12 protein-coding genes are annotated in these 15,401 nt (G+C 66.1%); 8 read left to right on the forward strand and 4 right to left on the reverse strand.

Annotated elements, in window-relative coordinates; all coding sequences use genetic code 11:
* Nucleotides 1-6 precede the first annotated feature (6 nt).
* Nucleotides 7-786, reverse strand: coding sequence for a thioesterase family protein (locus NMD1_RS10585; RefSeq protein ID WP_125954721.1), 780 nt, complete (start codon nucleotides 784-786; stop codon nucleotides 7-9).
* Nucleotides 787-1,111: 325 nt separating this feature from the next.
* Between NMD1_RS10585 and NMD1_RS10590 the strand changes: the two genes are divergently transcribed.
* Together NMD1_RS10590 and NMD1_RS10595 are read left to right on the forward strand one after the other, a co-directional pair.
* Nucleotides 1,112-2,881, forward strand: coding sequence for a class I adenylate-forming enzyme family protein (locus NMD1_RS10590; RefSeq protein WP_125954722.1), 1,770 nt, complete (start codon nucleotides 1,112-1,114; stop codon nucleotides 2,879-2,881).
* Between the two features lie 5 nt (nucleotides 2,882-2,886).
* On the forward strand, nucleotides 2,887-4,140 hold the full coding sequence (locus NMD1_RS10595) for a TetR/AcrR family transcriptional regulator (RefSeq protein ID WP_125954723.1): 1,254 nt from the start codon (nucleotides 2,887-2,889) through the stop codon (nucleotides 4,138-4,140).
* Here the strand turns inward: NMD1_RS10595 and NMD1_RS10600 are convergent.
* The gene (locus NMD1_RS10600) at nucleotides 4,107-4,292 is read right to left on the reverse strand and encodes a hypothetical protein (RefSeq protein WP_125954724.1); all 186 of its coding nucleotides are present in this window, start codon (nucleotides 4,290-4,292) and stop codon (nucleotides 4,107-4,109) included. The genes NMD1_RS10595 and NMD1_RS10600 overlap by 34 nt on opposite strands.
* Before the next feature lie 99 nt (nucleotides 4,293-4,391).
* Between NMD1_RS10600 and NMD1_RS10605 the strand changes: the two genes are divergently transcribed.
* Nucleotides 4,392-5,696 carry a dicarboxylate/amino acid:cation symporter gene (locus NMD1_RS10605; protein WP_124810562.1) on the forward strand — a complete coding sequence of 435 codons (1,305 nt, stop codon included), beginning with the start codon at nucleotides 4,392-4,394 and terminating at the stop codon, nucleotides 5,694-5,696.
* A gap of 6 nt (nucleotides 5,697-5,702) precedes the next feature.
* Here NMD1_RS10605 and NMD1_RS10610 read toward each other — a convergent pair whose 3' ends face one another.
* Nucleotides 5,703-7,049 carry a C13 family peptidase gene (locus tag NMD1_RS10610; RefSeq protein ID WP_125954725.1) on the reverse strand — a complete coding sequence of 449 codons (1,347 nt, stop codon included), beginning with the start codon at nucleotides 7,047-7,049 and terminating at the stop codon, nucleotides 5,703-5,705.
* Between the two features lie 97 nt (nucleotides 7,050-7,146).
* Complete coding sequence (locus tag NMD1_RS10615) at nucleotides 7,147-8,565, reverse strand: short-chain fatty acyl-CoA regulator family protein (RefSeq protein WP_124810560.1); 1,419 nt, start codon at nucleotides 8,563-8,565, stop codon at nucleotides 7,147-7,149.
* A gap of 113 nt (nucleotides 8,566-8,678) precedes the next feature.
* On the opposite strand from NMD1_RS10615, the gene NMD1_RS10620 reads away from it, so the two are divergent.
* The 5 genes from NMD1_RS10620 to NMD1_RS10640 all read left to right on the forward strand — a co-directional run bounded on the left by NMD1_RS10620 (nucleotide 8,679) and on the right by NMD1_RS10640 (nucleotide 15,391).
* A complete protein-coding gene (locus NMD1_RS10620) occupies nucleotides 8,679-10,205 on the forward strand; it encodes an acyl-CoA carboxylase subunit beta (protein WP_125954726.1) in 1,527 nt (508 codons plus the stop codon).
* A gap of 26 nt (nucleotides 10,206-10,231) precedes the next feature.
* Nucleotides 10,232-11,410 (forward strand): acetyl-CoA C-acyltransferase family protein, encoded by a 1,179-nt coding sequence (locus tag NMD1_RS10625; RefSeq protein WP_125954727.1) that lies wholly within the window; start codon nucleotides 10,232-10,234, stop codon nucleotides 11,408-11,410.
* Nucleotide 11,411: 1 nt separating this feature from the next.
* Entirely contained in the window at nucleotides 11,412-11,849 is a 438-nt protein-coding gene (gene mce, locus NMD1_RS10630; RefSeq protein ID WP_125954728.1) for a methylmalonyl-CoA epimerase, read from the forward strand.
* A gap of 89 nt (nucleotides 11,850-11,938) precedes the next feature.
* A complete protein-coding gene (gene scpA, locus NMD1_RS10635) occupies nucleotides 11,939-14,074 on the forward strand; it encodes a methylmalonyl-CoA mutase (protein ID WP_125954729.1) in 2,136 nt (711 codons plus the stop codon).
* A 33-nt stretch (nucleotides 14,075-14,107) separates the two neighbouring features.
* On the forward strand, nucleotides 14,108-15,391 hold the full coding sequence (locus NMD1_RS10640) for an O-acetylhomoserine aminocarboxypropyltransferase (protein WP_125954730.1): 1,284 nt from the start codon (nucleotides 14,108-14,110) through the stop codon (nucleotides 15,389-15,391).
* Nucleotides 15,392-15,401 lie beyond the last annotated feature (10 nt).

Below are 15,401 nucleotides of genomic sequence, written 5' to 3' on the forward strand. Positions count from 1 at the left end.
TCTCCATCAGCCGAAAATGGCCACGCTTTGCAGGCCGCGCATCACTTCCACGCCATCGGCGTTCCACATGCGCAGGGTTTCGCTGCTGAAGCCGTCGGCCATGTAGTTGGACGCGGTTTCCAGCAGCCACCAACCGTCGCGCGTCTGCGGAGCGTCACCCAGCAGCGTCAGCGACCAGTTGATCGAACTGATCGGGCCGCGCCGTTCCATGGCCCGGACCGCGCCGGGCGGCAGGGCATCGCCGATGCCCACCAGTTCCGCGATGGGATCGAGACCCTTGCGATCGCGCAGGCGCACCCAGCGGCGGATGGCACCCGGTCGCGCCCCGCCCCGGGGTTCCGCGCGGCGCATTTCGAAATTGTGGATGAACTGCGGCGCATCGCCGGTCGCGGTTACGGGAGCGGCCTCTTCGACGGGGATGGTTTCGTCGGCTCGCATGGCAGGCACGCCGCCGTTGGTCGGCCGCGCGGCCCCGAACAGCCACAGCGCGCGCAGCACCGGCGCGCCTTCGCAGAACAGGTCGGTCGTCACCTGCGCCACGCTGCGCCCTTCGCGCAGGACGCCAACGCGCGCTTCCACATCGCTGCCGACCGGCGCGACGAAGCCGATTTGCGCGCCGCGTAGCGGTGGCAGGTCCGGTCGCTGCCTGCGCGCGGCCGCATAGGCGATCAGGGCGGATGCGCCGCCATACATCGTGCGTCCCTGCATCCAGCCGTCCGCGTCGGACAGGACCAGCCTGTCAGTGCCATCCGGCTGCAGCCGCGCGATCAGTGCGCCCATGCTCATGGCAGCAGGCTCATGCGGCGGAGGTTTCCAGGCTTGGTTTCATGATGACGCAATCTCTCCCGCGGGCACGTTAAGCCCGAATCCCATCCCGTGGCTAGTCCATACCGTCTTTTCAGAAAAGGGGATTCGCACGGTGATGCAGGCGGCATTTTCATGCAAAAAACAGATAATTTCATGCTTTACGTTACGGAATCCGGTGCTTCGCGCAGGCCATACCCTATTCATGAAAATTTGCTTCGACGGGTTGCCGGAACGGGGGTGGCGCAGATAGTCTGCGCGGCGAACGACAATCCGGGCAGGATGGCCCGATCGGGGCGGGATCACCATGACAGAGCAACGCCATGCCACCGACCATGCGGCCAGAGACGAACGCTTGCCCGCCATCCCCGCCGGCTGGCCGGCGATGTCGCTGGAGGAGGTGCGGGCGAAGCTTTGCGCTCCGGGCATGCCGTTCGAGATGGAGACGGTGACGATCCGGGGCGTGCGGACGCGCGTGTGGAAGAACGCCCTGCCGCATCTCGGCGCTCTGGCCGCCTTGGCCCGCCAGCACGGGGACAACACGTTCCTTGTGTATGGTACGGAGCGGGTTTCGTTCGATGCCTGGCATCGCGCGGTCGCCACGCTAGCCGCCCATCTGGCGGAACTGGGCGTGGGCAAGGGGGACCGCGTCGCGATGGCCATGCGCAACCTGCCCGAATGGACGGTGGCCTTGTTCGCCGCCACGGTTCTCGGCGCGATCGCGGTGCCGCTCAACGCCTGGTGGAAGGGCGACGAACTGGCCTTCGCTTTGTCGGATAGCGGTGCACATGTCCTGATCGCGGATGCCGAACGGTGGCAGCGCATCGCTCCCCATCGTGCGGACCTGCCGGGTCTGGCGCATGTGCTGGTGTGCCGCGCGGACAAGGACACCACGGCGCCGGAAGGCACCCGTTTGCTGGAGGACGTGATCGGCGGTCCCGATGGCTATGCGGCGCTTCCCGACCGTCCCTTGCCCGACGCCGGAATCGCTCCGGACGATCCTGCCACGATCTTCTACACCAGCGGCACCACCGGGCGGCCGAAAGGCGCGCTGGGCACGCACCGCAATCTCACCACCAACATCCTGTCCAGTGCCTTCAGCGGCGCGCAATCCGCGTTGCGCCGGGGCGAGATGCCGCCCGCGCCTCAGCCGCGCACCATCCTGATGGTGATCCCGCTGTTCCACGTCACCGCGTGCAGCGCCACGCTGATGGGTTCGCTGGCCAGCGGCAGCAAGCTGGTGCTGATGCACAAGTGGGATACGGTCGAGGCGTTCCGGCTGATCGAGCGCGAGAAGGTCACGGCCACCGGCGGCGTGCCCTTCATCGCCTGGCAACTGATCGAGCATCCCGACCGAGCGAAGTACGATCTCTCCTCGCTGGAAGCGATCGCCTATGGCGGCGCGCCATCCGCGCCGGAACTGGTGCAGGCGATCTGGCAGACCTTCGGCGCCTTGCCCGGCAACGGCTGGGGCATGACCGAGACGATGGCGACGCTGACGCACCATGCCGCGGAGGATTACATTAACCGTCCGTCGAGCTGCGGCCCGGCGGTCGCCGTCGCCGATATCGAGGTGCGTGCCGACGATGGCGTGACCGTGCTGCCGGCGGGCGAGATCGGCGAATTGTGGGCGCGCGGGCCGATGATCGTGGCGGGATACTGGAACCGGCCGGACGCGACCGCGCAGACGTTCGTCGACGGCTGGGTGCGTACCGGTGACCTTGCCCGGATCGACCAGGAAGGCTTCTGCACGATCGCCGATCGCGCCAAGGATGTGATCATCCGGGGCGGCGAGAACATCTATTCGATCGAGGTGGAGAACGTGCTCTACGAACACCCGGCGGTGACCGACGCGGCGCTGGTGGGCATGCCGCACCGCACGCTGGGCGAGGAACCGGCGGCGGTGGTTCACCTTGCGCCGGGCACGCAGGCGAGCGAGGAGGAACTGCGTGCCTTCGTGGCGGCGCGGCTGGCGGCGTTCAAGGTGCCGGTGCGCGTGGTGTTCAGCGCCGAGACGCTGCCGCGCAACGCCAACGGCAAGATCCTCAAGTCCGAACTGCGGCGGCACTTCGCCTGAACGGCATGGCAAGCGAGGCGCATCCCGACAACGACGCCGGGCGGTTCGAGCGCCGCCGCCGCGATATCGTGCGCGCGGCGACCGACCTCATCAACGAAAAGGGCGTGAAGGGCACCACGTTCAGCGAAGTGGCGGCGCGCGTCGGGCTCAACACCAGCAGCGTTGCCTACTACTTCGGGCGCAAGGAGAACCTTGTCCACGCGGTGTTCGAGGCCACGATCGACCGCCTGATCGCGCTGGCGCGGATCGCGGCGCAGGCGCCCACCCCGCGCGCACGGCTGGCCTGCTGGATCGACGGACACGTCGATCTGCGCGCGATGATCCGGCGGGGCGAGGAAGGGCGTATCGCCGTCCTGTCGGAAATGCGCACGCTGCCCGAAGCGCTGCACCGTCCGTTGCAGGAACGGTACATCGAACTGTTCCGCGTGGTGCGCGATCTGCTGCCGGCCGGGGCGGGGGAGCGCGATCATGCCGTGCGCACCGCACGGGCGCACATCCTGTTGCAGGTGATGTTCTGGCTGCCGGCGTGGACGCCGCTCTATTCCGAGCAGGATTTCCCGCGCCTCAAACAGCGGCTGCTGGCCGTGCTGGCGGACGGCATCGCGCCGCGCGATGCGGCATGGCAGCCGCAAACGCTCGGCGGCGGTGAGGCGCCATGGCGGACCCCACCGGCGGGGCTGCGCAATCCCCACGGCGAATTCCTGCGCATGGCCACGCTCACGATCAACCAGCGCGGGTACAAAGGCGCCTCGGTCCATCGCATCGCCAGCGGGCTGAACGTGACCAAGGGCAGCTTCTATCACCACAACGAGGCCAAGGACGATCTGGTGCTGGCCTGCTTCGAACACGGCAACGAACGGATCGCGGCGGTGCAGTTCGCCGCCGCCACGCTGCCGCGGAACGGCTGGGGGCGGATTTCGAGCGCGGTGGCCGAACTGGTGGCGTTGCAGCTTTCCGATCCCACGCCTCTGCTGCGCACCACGGCGTTGCAGGCCCTGCCGCAGGAGCGGCGCGGCGCGGTGCTGAACAGCGCGCAGCGCATCGCGCGGCGGTTCGCCGGGATGCTTTCGGACGGGATTGCGGACGGTTCGCTGCTGCCGGTCGATCCGCTGGTCGCCGCCGAAGTGCTGGCGGCGACGATCAATCCCGCCAACGAATTGCGGAGCTGGGCGGCGGGTTTCGACGATCCCGCGCAGGCGGTGGAATGCTATGCCGCCTGCTTTTGCTATGGCTTGCTGTCGGGCGTGGAAACCGTTTGACGCCAACGGCCTGGTTTGCGGTCCTGCGCATCCGGCGATCCGCCTTTGCCTTCGACCAGCGGATCGCGATCGAGATCAGGCCGGTGCAGCAGGCGCCAGATCATCAGAGCCATCAGGAAATGTGGCACAAGGACGGTGATCTTGTCGATCATGGCCCGCTTTTTACCGTGCCCGGGTTAACGCCGGGTATGCACGTTTTTGACGGTGCGATCGGATGACAAGCGGCGCGGACTGGGCAATGGTCCGTGCCCATGAAACTTCACGACGAAACGCTGGCCGATGCGCCCGCCGCGCCGCGCCGCTGGTATGGGCACCTCTATCTGCAAGTGCTGGTCGCGATCGCCGCCGGCGTGCTGATCGGCCATTTCGCGCCGGCCACGGGCGAAGCGCTGAAGCCGCTCGGCGATGCCTTCATCAAGCTGGTGAAGATGGTGATCGCCCCGGTGATCTTCCTGACGATCGTGACCGGTATTGCCGGGATGCGCGACCTTGCCTCGGTCGGCCGGGTGGCCGCCAAGGCGTTCGCCTATTTCCTGTTCTTCTCCACGCTGGCGTTGATCGTGGGGCTGATCGTGGGCAACATCGTGCGGCCGGGCGCGGGCCTGAATATCGATCCCGCCTCGCTCGATGCCGGCAAGGTCGCCGCCTACGCCGCCAAGGCGCACGAGGCGAGCGTGACCGGCTTCCTCATGGCGATGATCCCGGAAACCTTCCTGTCGTCGCTGAGCGAGGGCAACATCCTTCAAGTCCTCGTCGTGGCGATCCTGTTCGGCATCGCGCTCGCCACCACGGGCGCGCGGGGCGAGCGCGTGGTGGCGCTGCTGGAAGACGTGTCGGTCGCGTTCTTCCGGCTGGTGGCGATCGTGATGAAGGCGGCGCCCGTCGGCGCGTTCGGCGCGATGGCCTTCACCATCGGCAAGTATGGCATCGACAGCCTGGCGAACCTCTTCCACCTCGTGCTCACGTTCTATCTTACCTCGGCGCTGTTCGTGCTGGTGGTGCTGGGCGTTGTCGCGCGGCTGGCGGGCTTTTCGATCCTGCGGCTGATCGCCTATCTCAAGGAGGAACTGCTGCTGGTGCTGGGCACGTCCTCGTCGGAAAGCGCGCTGCCCGCGCTGATCGACAAGATGGAGCGCGCCGGCTGCCCCAAGGCGGTGGTCGGCCTGGTCGTGCCCACCGGCTACAGCTTCAACCTCGATGGCACCAACATCTACATGACGCTGGCGGCGCTGTTCATCGCGCAGGCCTGCAACGTGGAACTGACGCTGGGGCAACAGGTGCTGCTGCTCGGTGTCGCCATGCTTTCGTCCAAGGGCGCGGCGGGGGTGACCGGCGCCGGTTTCATCACGCTGGCGGCGACGTTGTCGATCGTGCCCTCATTGCCAGTGGCGGGCATGGCGCTGATCCTGGGCGTCGACCGCTTCATGTCCGAATGCCGCAGCCTGACCAACTTCATCGGCAACGCCGTGGCGACGGTGGTCGTCTCGCGCTGGGAGGGCAAGCTGGATGAAGCCGCGCTGCGGGAGGCGCTGGGGCGTGGTGGGCACGTGGATTGATCGACTCTAGCGATCGACAGCGACGCTGCTTGCTGCGGCCCATATTTCCCGCATCCGGTCGCCGACATAGGCTTGCGGCAGCGATGGCGTCGCTCCTTCCTTGGCCTCCTCTGCCGCCACGCGCTTCTTGAGATATTCGAATGCTTCCTGAAGCGACGCTCCGCCACGCAACGGTCCGCTGATGAATGCTTCGCCGAATACCGTGTATTGGCGGCGATCATCGCATCCGAACGAAGTTCGGTCGGCTGCGGCTGCGGTGATAACGATGGTATCGGGCGAAGCGAGTGGCTTGATCCATGTCCCCGCATAGCAGGCCGACACGATGACGATCCGCCGCCTAATGCCGGCTTCATCGAGCGATCTCGCCAGGCTTCGCGCCGATATTGGGATTAGTGGCTGGTAGTCGGGCAAATCCGTTCGCAGGGCCGCGTCGCGGCTGCCATGTCCTGCGAGATAGATGACTATGAGGTCACCATCGAGGTCGGTGCCCATGGTTGCCTGGCGGAGAAGCGTCGAAAAATTGGCGTTGGTTGCGAGTGGGACATGGGTCAGATCCAGCCTTGCGTTGGACAGCAACGCGCCGGGCGTACGTGGGCCGAACCTGCCGCGCAGCAGTGTAAGAGCCGCCTTCGCCTCTCGACCGAACAATTGCTGGCTGCCCCCGGCGGCAACCGCGACAACACGCACCGGCGGGTGTTCCATGTCTTGCGGGCGCAACGATATCGCTGTCGCCTCCACCAGTTCGGGCTGCATCGGCCACAGTATCTCGGGACTGACGGGGGCGGTATCCTCGATCTCGTTGCGCGCTTCCCTGAACTGTGGCGATAGCGGCATGAGATAACTGTCGAACGATGGCATCTCCATAGTGATGAAGCCCACCGTCGCGGCGAATATCAGGGCGATCACCGTGCCCCGGTGCGATCGGGATTGTCCCCAGCCTCTTCGCAGCAGCGTGATCGCCGCAGCGCCCGCCCATAGGCCAAGGCCGATGCGGCAAAGTTCTCCAGCTTGCGAATCGTCCCCCGTCAGCAGAGCGATGGTGAACCAGCCAACGGCCACCACGAGGCCCACGAGCATGAACGCGATCGCAAGCCGGATCGCATCGGTTCGCCGTCCGATAGCCCAAGCCGCGATCAGTGCGGTAAGGACAAGGCTCCCGCTGTAATGCAGGGCCAGGCTGGGCGGGATGTATTCGTCTCGCCGGATCATAACCGCATCGATCACGTTGATCACGGAGGTCGCGACCCACAGCAACGCCAGCAGGGCGGGGTTGCTGGGCAAATCGCCTAGGACGATACGTCGCAGCGCAAGAAAACGCAGGATAGCATGAGCGGTGCGAGGCACTGGGATCATGGCGAATTTCACCCTTCGCCGCGCATTTAAGGGCCAAGTCTTGATAACTCGTAATCCGGTCAAGTGTCGTGGCGGATTTGCCGGTGCTGGATTGCCGCTATTCCCCGATCCGGTAGGGCACCAGATCGCGCTGGCTGGGATCGACCATGATCGCCTTGTCGCTGGGGGGAAAGGCGCGCTGGTCGCACGTATCGCGCGGGCAGATGCGGCAAGAGGCGCCGATCCGCGCAACCGCCTCGTCGCGCTGGAGGTTGAGGCCGTCGGCATAGACGAACTCGCTGGCGAGCGCCGCTTCGCAGCCCAGTGCCACGGCATAGCGGCGCGGCGGGCGGTAGAAGCTGGCCGATGGCTTCACCAGCCCTTTGGCGATCGAGACATAGCGCACGCCATCGGGCATCTCGGCCACCTGCACGTGGATGCGGTCGGGGATCGCCACCGCCTCGTGCACGATCCACAGCGGGCAGGCGCCGCCGAACCGGCCGAACTGGAGGCGCGTGGCCGAATGGCGCTTGGTGATGTTGCCGGCCATGTCGACGCGGCAGAAGAACACCGGGATGCCGCGCGCCTGCGGGCGTTGCAGCGTGGACAGGCGGTGGCAGGTCTGTTCGAAGCTGGTGCCGAACACCTGGCGCAGCCGGTCCACGTCGTGCCGCAGCGCGCGCGCGGCGGTGCGGAACTGTTCGTAGGGCATCAGCAGCGCGCCGGCGGCGTAGTTGCCCAGACCCACGGTCAGCAGTTCCCGCGCGGCATCGCTGGCCAGCAACGTGTCCTCGACGATCGCGGCGATGTCCTGCTCCAGCGCCATGGCGGTCAACTGGTAGGCCATCTGGAACCGGCTGCTTTCGACCGGCTGGCTGGAATCGATCACCAGCCGCCGCTGTGCCGGATCGAACAGCCGCAAGGGGCCGCCCGGCCGGTAGTCGATGGTCACGCCGCGCGCCGCGAACCACGCTTCCATCCGGTCGATCGAGGGCGACGCCTGATCGGGCGCGAGTTCCCGCGCCAGGATTTCGGCATGGCGGTCGACCAGATCGACGTAGTTGTTGGCAAGGTGGAACCAGTCGCGCACTTCCTCCCACGGCAGGCGGCCACCGGTGATCCCCGCCGCCACGCTGTCCGATCCCAGCGCTTCGTCCAGCATTTCCAGCCGCTGCCGGTCGCGACGGTGGATGGCGTGCATCCGCACGAACTGTTCGGCGAAGGCGGGGAACTGTTCGGCCACGCGCTCGATCTGTTCGCTGGGCAACGCGGCGGGCAGCAGCGGATCGGCTACCGCCTGTCGCAGCGCATCGGCCAGCAGATCCTGCCGGTCCGGGGCAAGGTCTTCCCAGTCCACGGGAAATTGCGCGCGCAGCCGGTCGGCCAGCGCGGGGGTGAGGTGGCGCTCGTCGTTTTCAAGCTGGCACAGGTAGGAAGCGCTGATGCCCAGCGCGCGCGCCATCGCGGTCTGCAACAAACCGCGCCGCGTTCGCAATGTGCGCAGCTGGTTTCCGGCAAAGACGCGGCGTTTGCTCATCCTTTGGTCGATAATTTGCAAATTCGTGCTTTGCAAGTTTGCAACTTAACATTGGACTCTGCCGCTCCCTTGCGCCATCGCGGCCGATTATCAGGTCAGTTTGGGGCGAGGATATGTCTGCGAATATCGCCGAAATGGAAAAGCGTCGGGAAGCCGCACGGATGGGCGGCGGGCAGAGGCGCGTCGACGCGCAGCACGCCAAGGGCAAACTGACCGCGCGCGAAAGGCTCGAAGTGCTGCTGGACGAAGGCAGCTTCGAGGAAGTCGACATGTACGTCGAGCACAATTGCGTCGATTTCGGGATGCCGGACACGGTGATCCCCGGCGATGGTGTGGTCACGGGTTCGGGCACGATCAACGGCCGGCTGGTGTTCGTGTTCAGCCAGGACTTCACCGTGTTCGGCGGCGCGGTGTCCGAACGGCACGCCATGAAGATCTGCAAGATCATGGACATGGCGATGAAAGTCGGCGCGCCGGTGATCGGCCTCAACGATTCCGGCGGCGCGCGCATCCAGGAAGGCGTCGCCTCGCTGGGTGGCTATGCCGAAATCTTCCAGCGCAACGTGCTGGCTTCGGGCGTGGTGCCGCAGCTCAGCCTGATCATGGGGCCGTGCGCGGGCGGCGCGGTCTATTCCCCGGCGATGACCGACTTCATCTTCATGGTGAAGGACAGCTCGTACATGTTCGTAACCGGGCCGGACGTGGTCAAGACGGTGACGAACGAGATCGTCACGCAGGAGGAACTGGGCGGCGCGGTGACGCACACCACCAAGACTTCGGTGGCCGACCTCGCTTGCGAAAACGACATCGAAGCCCTGCTGCAGGCGCGCGAATTCTTCGATTTCCTGCCGCTGTCGAACAAGGAAGCGGTGCCGGAACGGCCGACGTCCGACCCTTACGACCGGCTGGAACACAGCCTCGACACGCTGATCCCGGCGTCCGCCGCGCAGCCCTATGACATGCACGAGGTGATCCGCAAGACGGTGGACGAGGGCGAATTCTTCGAAATCCAGCCCAGGCACGCCGCCAACATCATCTGTGGTTTCGGCCGGATCGAGGGCAAGACGGTGGGCGTGGTCGCCAACCAGCCGATGGTGCTGGCCGGCGTGCTCGACATCAATTCGTCGAAGAAGGCGGCGCGTTTCGTGCGCTTCTGCGATGCGTTCAACATCCCGATCCTGACGTTCGTCGACGTTCCGGGCTTCCTGCCGGGCACCAGCCAGGAGCACAACGGCATCATCAAGCACGGCGCCAAGCTGCTGTTCGCCTATGCCGAGGCGACCGTGCCCAAGATCACCGTGATCACCCGCAAGGCCTATGGCGGCGCCTACGACGTGATGGCCTCCAAGCACCTGCGCGGCGACCTCAACTACGCCTGGCCCACCGCCGAAATCGCGGTCATGGGCGCCAAGGGCGCGGTCGAGATCATCTTCCGCGGCCTTTCGACCGAGGAACAGGCGGTCAAGACCAAGGAATACGAGGACCGCTTCGCCAACCCGTTCGTGGCGGCCAGCAAGGGCTTCGTGGACGAGGTGATTCACCCGCACTCCACGCGCCGCCGCATCGCGCTGGGCCTGCGCAAGCTGCGCAACAAGGCGCTCGAGAACCCCTGGAAGAAGCACGACAACATTCCGCTGTAAGCGCGGATCTGGGCTGAGGACCGACCATGACCGACATCTTCATCGTTTCCGGCGCGCGCACGGCCATCGGCACGTTTGGCGGCAGTCTCGCCTCGTTCCGCCCGGCGGATCTGGGTACTATCGTGATCAAGGAGGCGATTGCCCGCGCGGGGCTGGCGCCGGACACGATCGAGAACGTGGTGATCGGCACGGTGGTGCCGACGCAGCCCAAGGATGCCTATGTCAGCCGTGTTGCGGCGGTGAACGCCGGCGTGCCGATCGAAAGTCCGGCGATGAACGTCAACCGTCTGTGCGGCTCGGGCCTGCAGGCGATCGTCTCGGCGGCGCAGGGCATCGCGCTGGGCGAGCACAGGATTGCCATCGGTGGCGGTGCGGAAGTGATGTCGAACGCGCCGCATATGGTGCTGACGGCGCGCAACGGGCAGAAGATGGGCGATCAGGTGATGATGGACGCCATGCTCGGCGCGCTCCACGATCCGTTCGAGAACATCCACATGGGCGTGACGGCGGAAAACGTGGCCGAACGCCACCAGATCACGCGCGAGGCGCAGGACGCGCTGGCGGTGGAAAGCCATAAGCGCGCGGCGGCGGCTACGGCGGCGGGCTACTTCAAGGAGCAGATCGTTCCGGTCGAAGTGAAGACGCGCAAGGGCGTGACCGTGTTCGATACGGACGAGCATTTCCGTGCCGATGCCAGTGTCGAGTCGATGGCCGCGCTGCGCCCGGTGTTCAAGAAGGATGGCACTGTCACCGCCGGCAATGCCAGCGGTATCAACGATGGTGCTGGCGCGGTCGTGCTGGCCAGCGGCGAGGCGGTCGAGGAACTGGGCCTCAAGCCGATGGCCCGGATTCTCGGCTGGGGCCACGCCGGCGTGGAACCGGGCGTGATGGGTCTTGGTCCGGTCAAGGCGGTGCCCGTGGCGCTGAAGCGCGCGGGGCTGACGCTCGACCAGATCGACGTGATCGAGAGCAACGAGGCGTTCGCGGCGCAGGCCTGTGGCGTGGCCAAGGAGCTGGGCTTCGATCCCGCCAAGACCAATCCCAACGGATCGGGCATCAGCCTGGGCCATCCGATCGGTGCCACCGGCGCGATCCTGACGGTCAAGACGATCTACGAACTGGCCCGCACCGGCGGGAAGTACGGCCTGATTACGATGTGCATCGGCGGCGGGCAGGGCATCGCCATGGTTGTGGAGCGCGTGTGACATGAAGCTGGGACGCCTGAACCACGTGGGCGTGGCAACGCCCGACATCGACGCCTCGATTGCGTTCTATCGCGACGTGATGGGGGCGACGGACATCACAGAGCCGTTCGTGCTGGAAAGCCAGCAGGTGCGCGTATGCTTCGTCAACACGCCGGGCGAGGACGGAACCGCCGGCACGCAGATCGAGCTGATCCAGCCGACCAGCCCGGACAGCGCGGTGGGCAAGTGGCTCGCCGCCAACCCGCTCGGCGGCCAGCACCACCTCTGCTACGAAGTGCCGGATATCCACGCGGCCAAGGCCTGGTTCGAAAGCAAGGGCAAGCGCGTGCTGGGCGAACCGCGCATCGGCGCCCACGGCACGCTGATCTTCTTCGTGCATCCCCGCGACATGGGCGGGCAACTGACCGAGATCATGGAAACGCCCAAGGGGGCGCACTGACCACACGCCGTTCGTGTCGAGCGAAGTCGAGACACGGGCGCGCAGGGTTCTCGACTTCGCTCGAACCGAACGGGCCTAGGGACAAGATCATGGTGAATATCGAAGACTGGCAGGCCGCTGCCGCCAAGGAAGTGAAGGGCAAGGACCTCACCTGGCAGACGCCGGAAGGCATTGCCGTGAAGCCGCTCTACACGGCCGAGGACGCGACCGTCGATCCGGGCCTGCCGGGCTTTGCCCCGTTCACGCGCGGCGTGCGCGCCAGCATGTATGCCGGCCGGCCCTGGACGATCCGGCAGTACGCCGGTTTCTCCACCGCCGAGGAATCGAACGCGTTCTATCGCCGCAATCTGGCCGCCGGGCAGAAGGGCCTGTCGGTCGCTTTCGACCTTGCGACCCATCGCGGCTATGACAGCGACCACCCCCGCGTGGTGGGCGACGTGGGCAAGGCGGGCGTCGCCATCGACAGCGTCGAGGACATGAAAATCCTGTTCGACGGCATCCCGCTCGATCAGATGTCGGTGTCGATGACCATGAACGGCGCGGTGATCCCGATCCTCGCCTTCTTCATCGTCGCGGGCGAGGAACAGGGCGTCGATCGCAAGCTGCTCGACGGGACCATCCAGAACGACATCCTCAAGGAGTTCATGGTCCGCAACACCTACATCTACCCGCCCGAGCCTTCGATGCGGATCATCTCGGACATCTTCGGCTACACCAGCCGCGAGATGCCGAAGTTCAATTCGATCTCGATCTCCGGCTATCACATGCAGGAAGCCGGCGCGACGCAGGTGCAGGAACTGGCCTTCACCATTGCCGACGGCATGGAATATGTGAAGTACGGCGTCGCCTCTGGCCTCGACATCGACAAGTTCGCCGGTCGCCTGTCGTTCTTCTTCGCCATCGGCATGAACTTCTTCATGGAAGTGGCCAAGCTGCGCGCCGCGCGCGTGCTGTGGCACCGGGTGATGACGCAACTGGGCGCGAAGGACGAACGCAGCAAGATGCTGCGCACCCACTGCCAGACCAGCGGTGTCTCTCTGCAGGAGCAGGACCCCTACAACAACGTCATCCGCACCACGATCGAGGCGATGGCCGCGATGCTGGGCGGCACGCAGTCGCTCCACACCAACGCGCTGGACGAAGCGATTGCGCTGCCCACCGACTTCTCCGCCCGCATTGCCCGGAACACGCAGATCGTGATCCAGGAAGAAACGGGGATGACCAAGGTGGTCGATCCGCTGGGCGGGTCGTACTACATCGAGGCGCTGACGCAGGAACTGGTCGACAAGGCCTGGGAGATCATCGAGCGCGTCGATAGCGAGGGCGGCATGGCCAAGGCGGTTGCCGCCGGCTGGCCCAAGGCGATGATCGAGGAAGCCGCCGCCGGCCGCCAGGCACGCGTTGACCGTGGTGAGGACGTGATCGTCGGCGTCAACAAGTATCGCCTTGCCAGCGAAGACCAGATCGAAACGCTCGAAGTCGACAACCACGCCGTGCGCGAAGCGCAGATCGCGCGGTTGAAGGCGGTGCGCGCCGGGCGTGACGAAACGCGGTGCCGGGCCGCGCTCAATGCGTTGACCGAAGGCGCGAAGACGGGCGGCAACCTGCTCGAACTCGCGGTGGAGGCCGCGCGCCACCGTGCGACGCTGGGCGAGATTTCGGACGCGATGGAAATCGTCTTCGGCCGCCATGGCACTGTGCCGACCCCGGTGAAGGGTATCTACGGCGCGGCCTATGCCGGCGACAGCCGCTACCGGCAGGTGCTCGACGGCGTCGAGGCCGTGACTCGCCGCCTGGGCCGCAAGCCCCGGATGCTCGTCGCCAAGATGGGCCAGGACGGGCACGATCGCGGCGCCAACGTGATCGCGTCGGCGTTCAGCGACATGGGCTTCGACGTGACCAGCGGTCCCCTGTTCCAGACCCCGCAGGAAGCCTGCGCGCTGGCGCTGGAAAAGGACGTCGACGCGGTGGGGGCATCGAGCCTTGCCGCCGGGCACAAGACGCTGATCCCCGAACTGATCGGGCACCTGAAGGCCGCCGGTCGGGCGGACATCAAGGTCGTCGCCGGGGGCGTGATCCCGCCGCAGGACTATGAATTCCTGCGTGAAGCGGGGGTGCAGGGCATCTACGGCCCCGGCTCCAACGTGGTGGAATGCGCGGCCGACATGCTGCGGCTGCTGGGCCACAACATGCCGCCGCAGGGTAGCGAGATCGAAGCGGCGTGATAGGGTCCTGTGCTCTATGCCAAGGAGGATGCCATGACGCAGAAGCTTGAGACGCTGACGGTCCATGCCGGGTGCGAGCCTGATCCGACCACCAAGGCGCGGATCACGCCGATCTACCAGACGGCGAGCTACGTGTTCGACAGTGCCGAACATGCGGCGAACCTCTTCGCCCTGGCCGAATTCGGCAATATCTACACCCGCATCATGAACCCCACCAATGCCGCGCTCGAAGCGAAGATCGCGGCGCTGGAAGGGGGCGTGGGCGCGCTGGGCGTGGCATCGGGCCATGCCGCGCAGTTCATCGTGTTCCACACCCTGATGGAGCCGGGCTGCGAGATCGTGGCCGCCAAGAAGCTCTACGGCGGCACGCTCAACCAGTTCGCGCACAGCTTCGCCAAGTTCGGCTGGAAGGCGGTGTTCGTCGATGCCGACGATCCAGCCGCCGTTGCCGCCGCGATCACCGACAAGACGCGCGGCGTGTTCATCGAAAGCCTCGCCAACCCCGGTGGCGTGGTGCAGGACATCGCGGCGATTGCCGACGTGGCCCATGCGGCGGGCGTGCCGCTGATCGTGGACAACACCATGGCCAGCCCGGCGCTGTGTCGCCCGATCGAACACGGCGCGGACATCGTCGTCCATTCCTGCACCAAGTTCCTCAACGGCCACGGCAATTCCATCGGCGGTCTGATCGTGGATTCGGGCAAGTTCGATTGGGCGGCCAGCGACAAGTTCCCCTCGCTCACCCAGCCCAACCCCAGCTACCACGGCGCAGTGCTGACCGAGGCGTTGAAGCCCGTCGGCCCGATCGCCTTCATCATCGGCTGCCGCGTGCTGGGCCTGCGTGATCTTGGCCCTGCCATGGCGCCTATGAATGCCTTCCTCACGCTGACCGGCATGGAAACGCTGGCCCTGCGCATGGAGCGGCATTGCGCCAATGCGCTGCACCTCGCGCAGTGGCTGCAGAACCATCCCAAGGTGGCGTGGGTGAGCTATGCGGGCCTGCCGGAAGACCCCTATCACCAGCTGGCCCGGCAATACCTCGGCGGCAAGGGCGGCGCGGTGTTCACCTTCGGGGTGAAGGGCGGGTACGAGGCGGGGGTGAAGCTGGTCCAGTCGGCCAAGCTGTTCAGCCACCTCGCCAACATCGGCGATACCCGCTCGCTCATCATCCACCCCGCCTCGACCACGCACAGCCAGCTGGGCGAGGAAGAACTGGTCGCCGCCGGCGCCGGGCCGGACACGGTGCGCGTCTCGGTGGGCATTGAACACATCGACGACATCGTGGCCGATTTGGCGCAGGCCCTCGAACAGGTCTGAATTACAGTAA

This window comes from Novosphingobium sp. MD-1 (genome assembly GCF_001014975.1).
In the GTDB taxonomy this organism is placed as follows: domain Bacteria; phylum Pseudomonadota; class Alphaproteobacteria; order Sphingomonadales; family Sphingomonadaceae; genus Novosphingobium.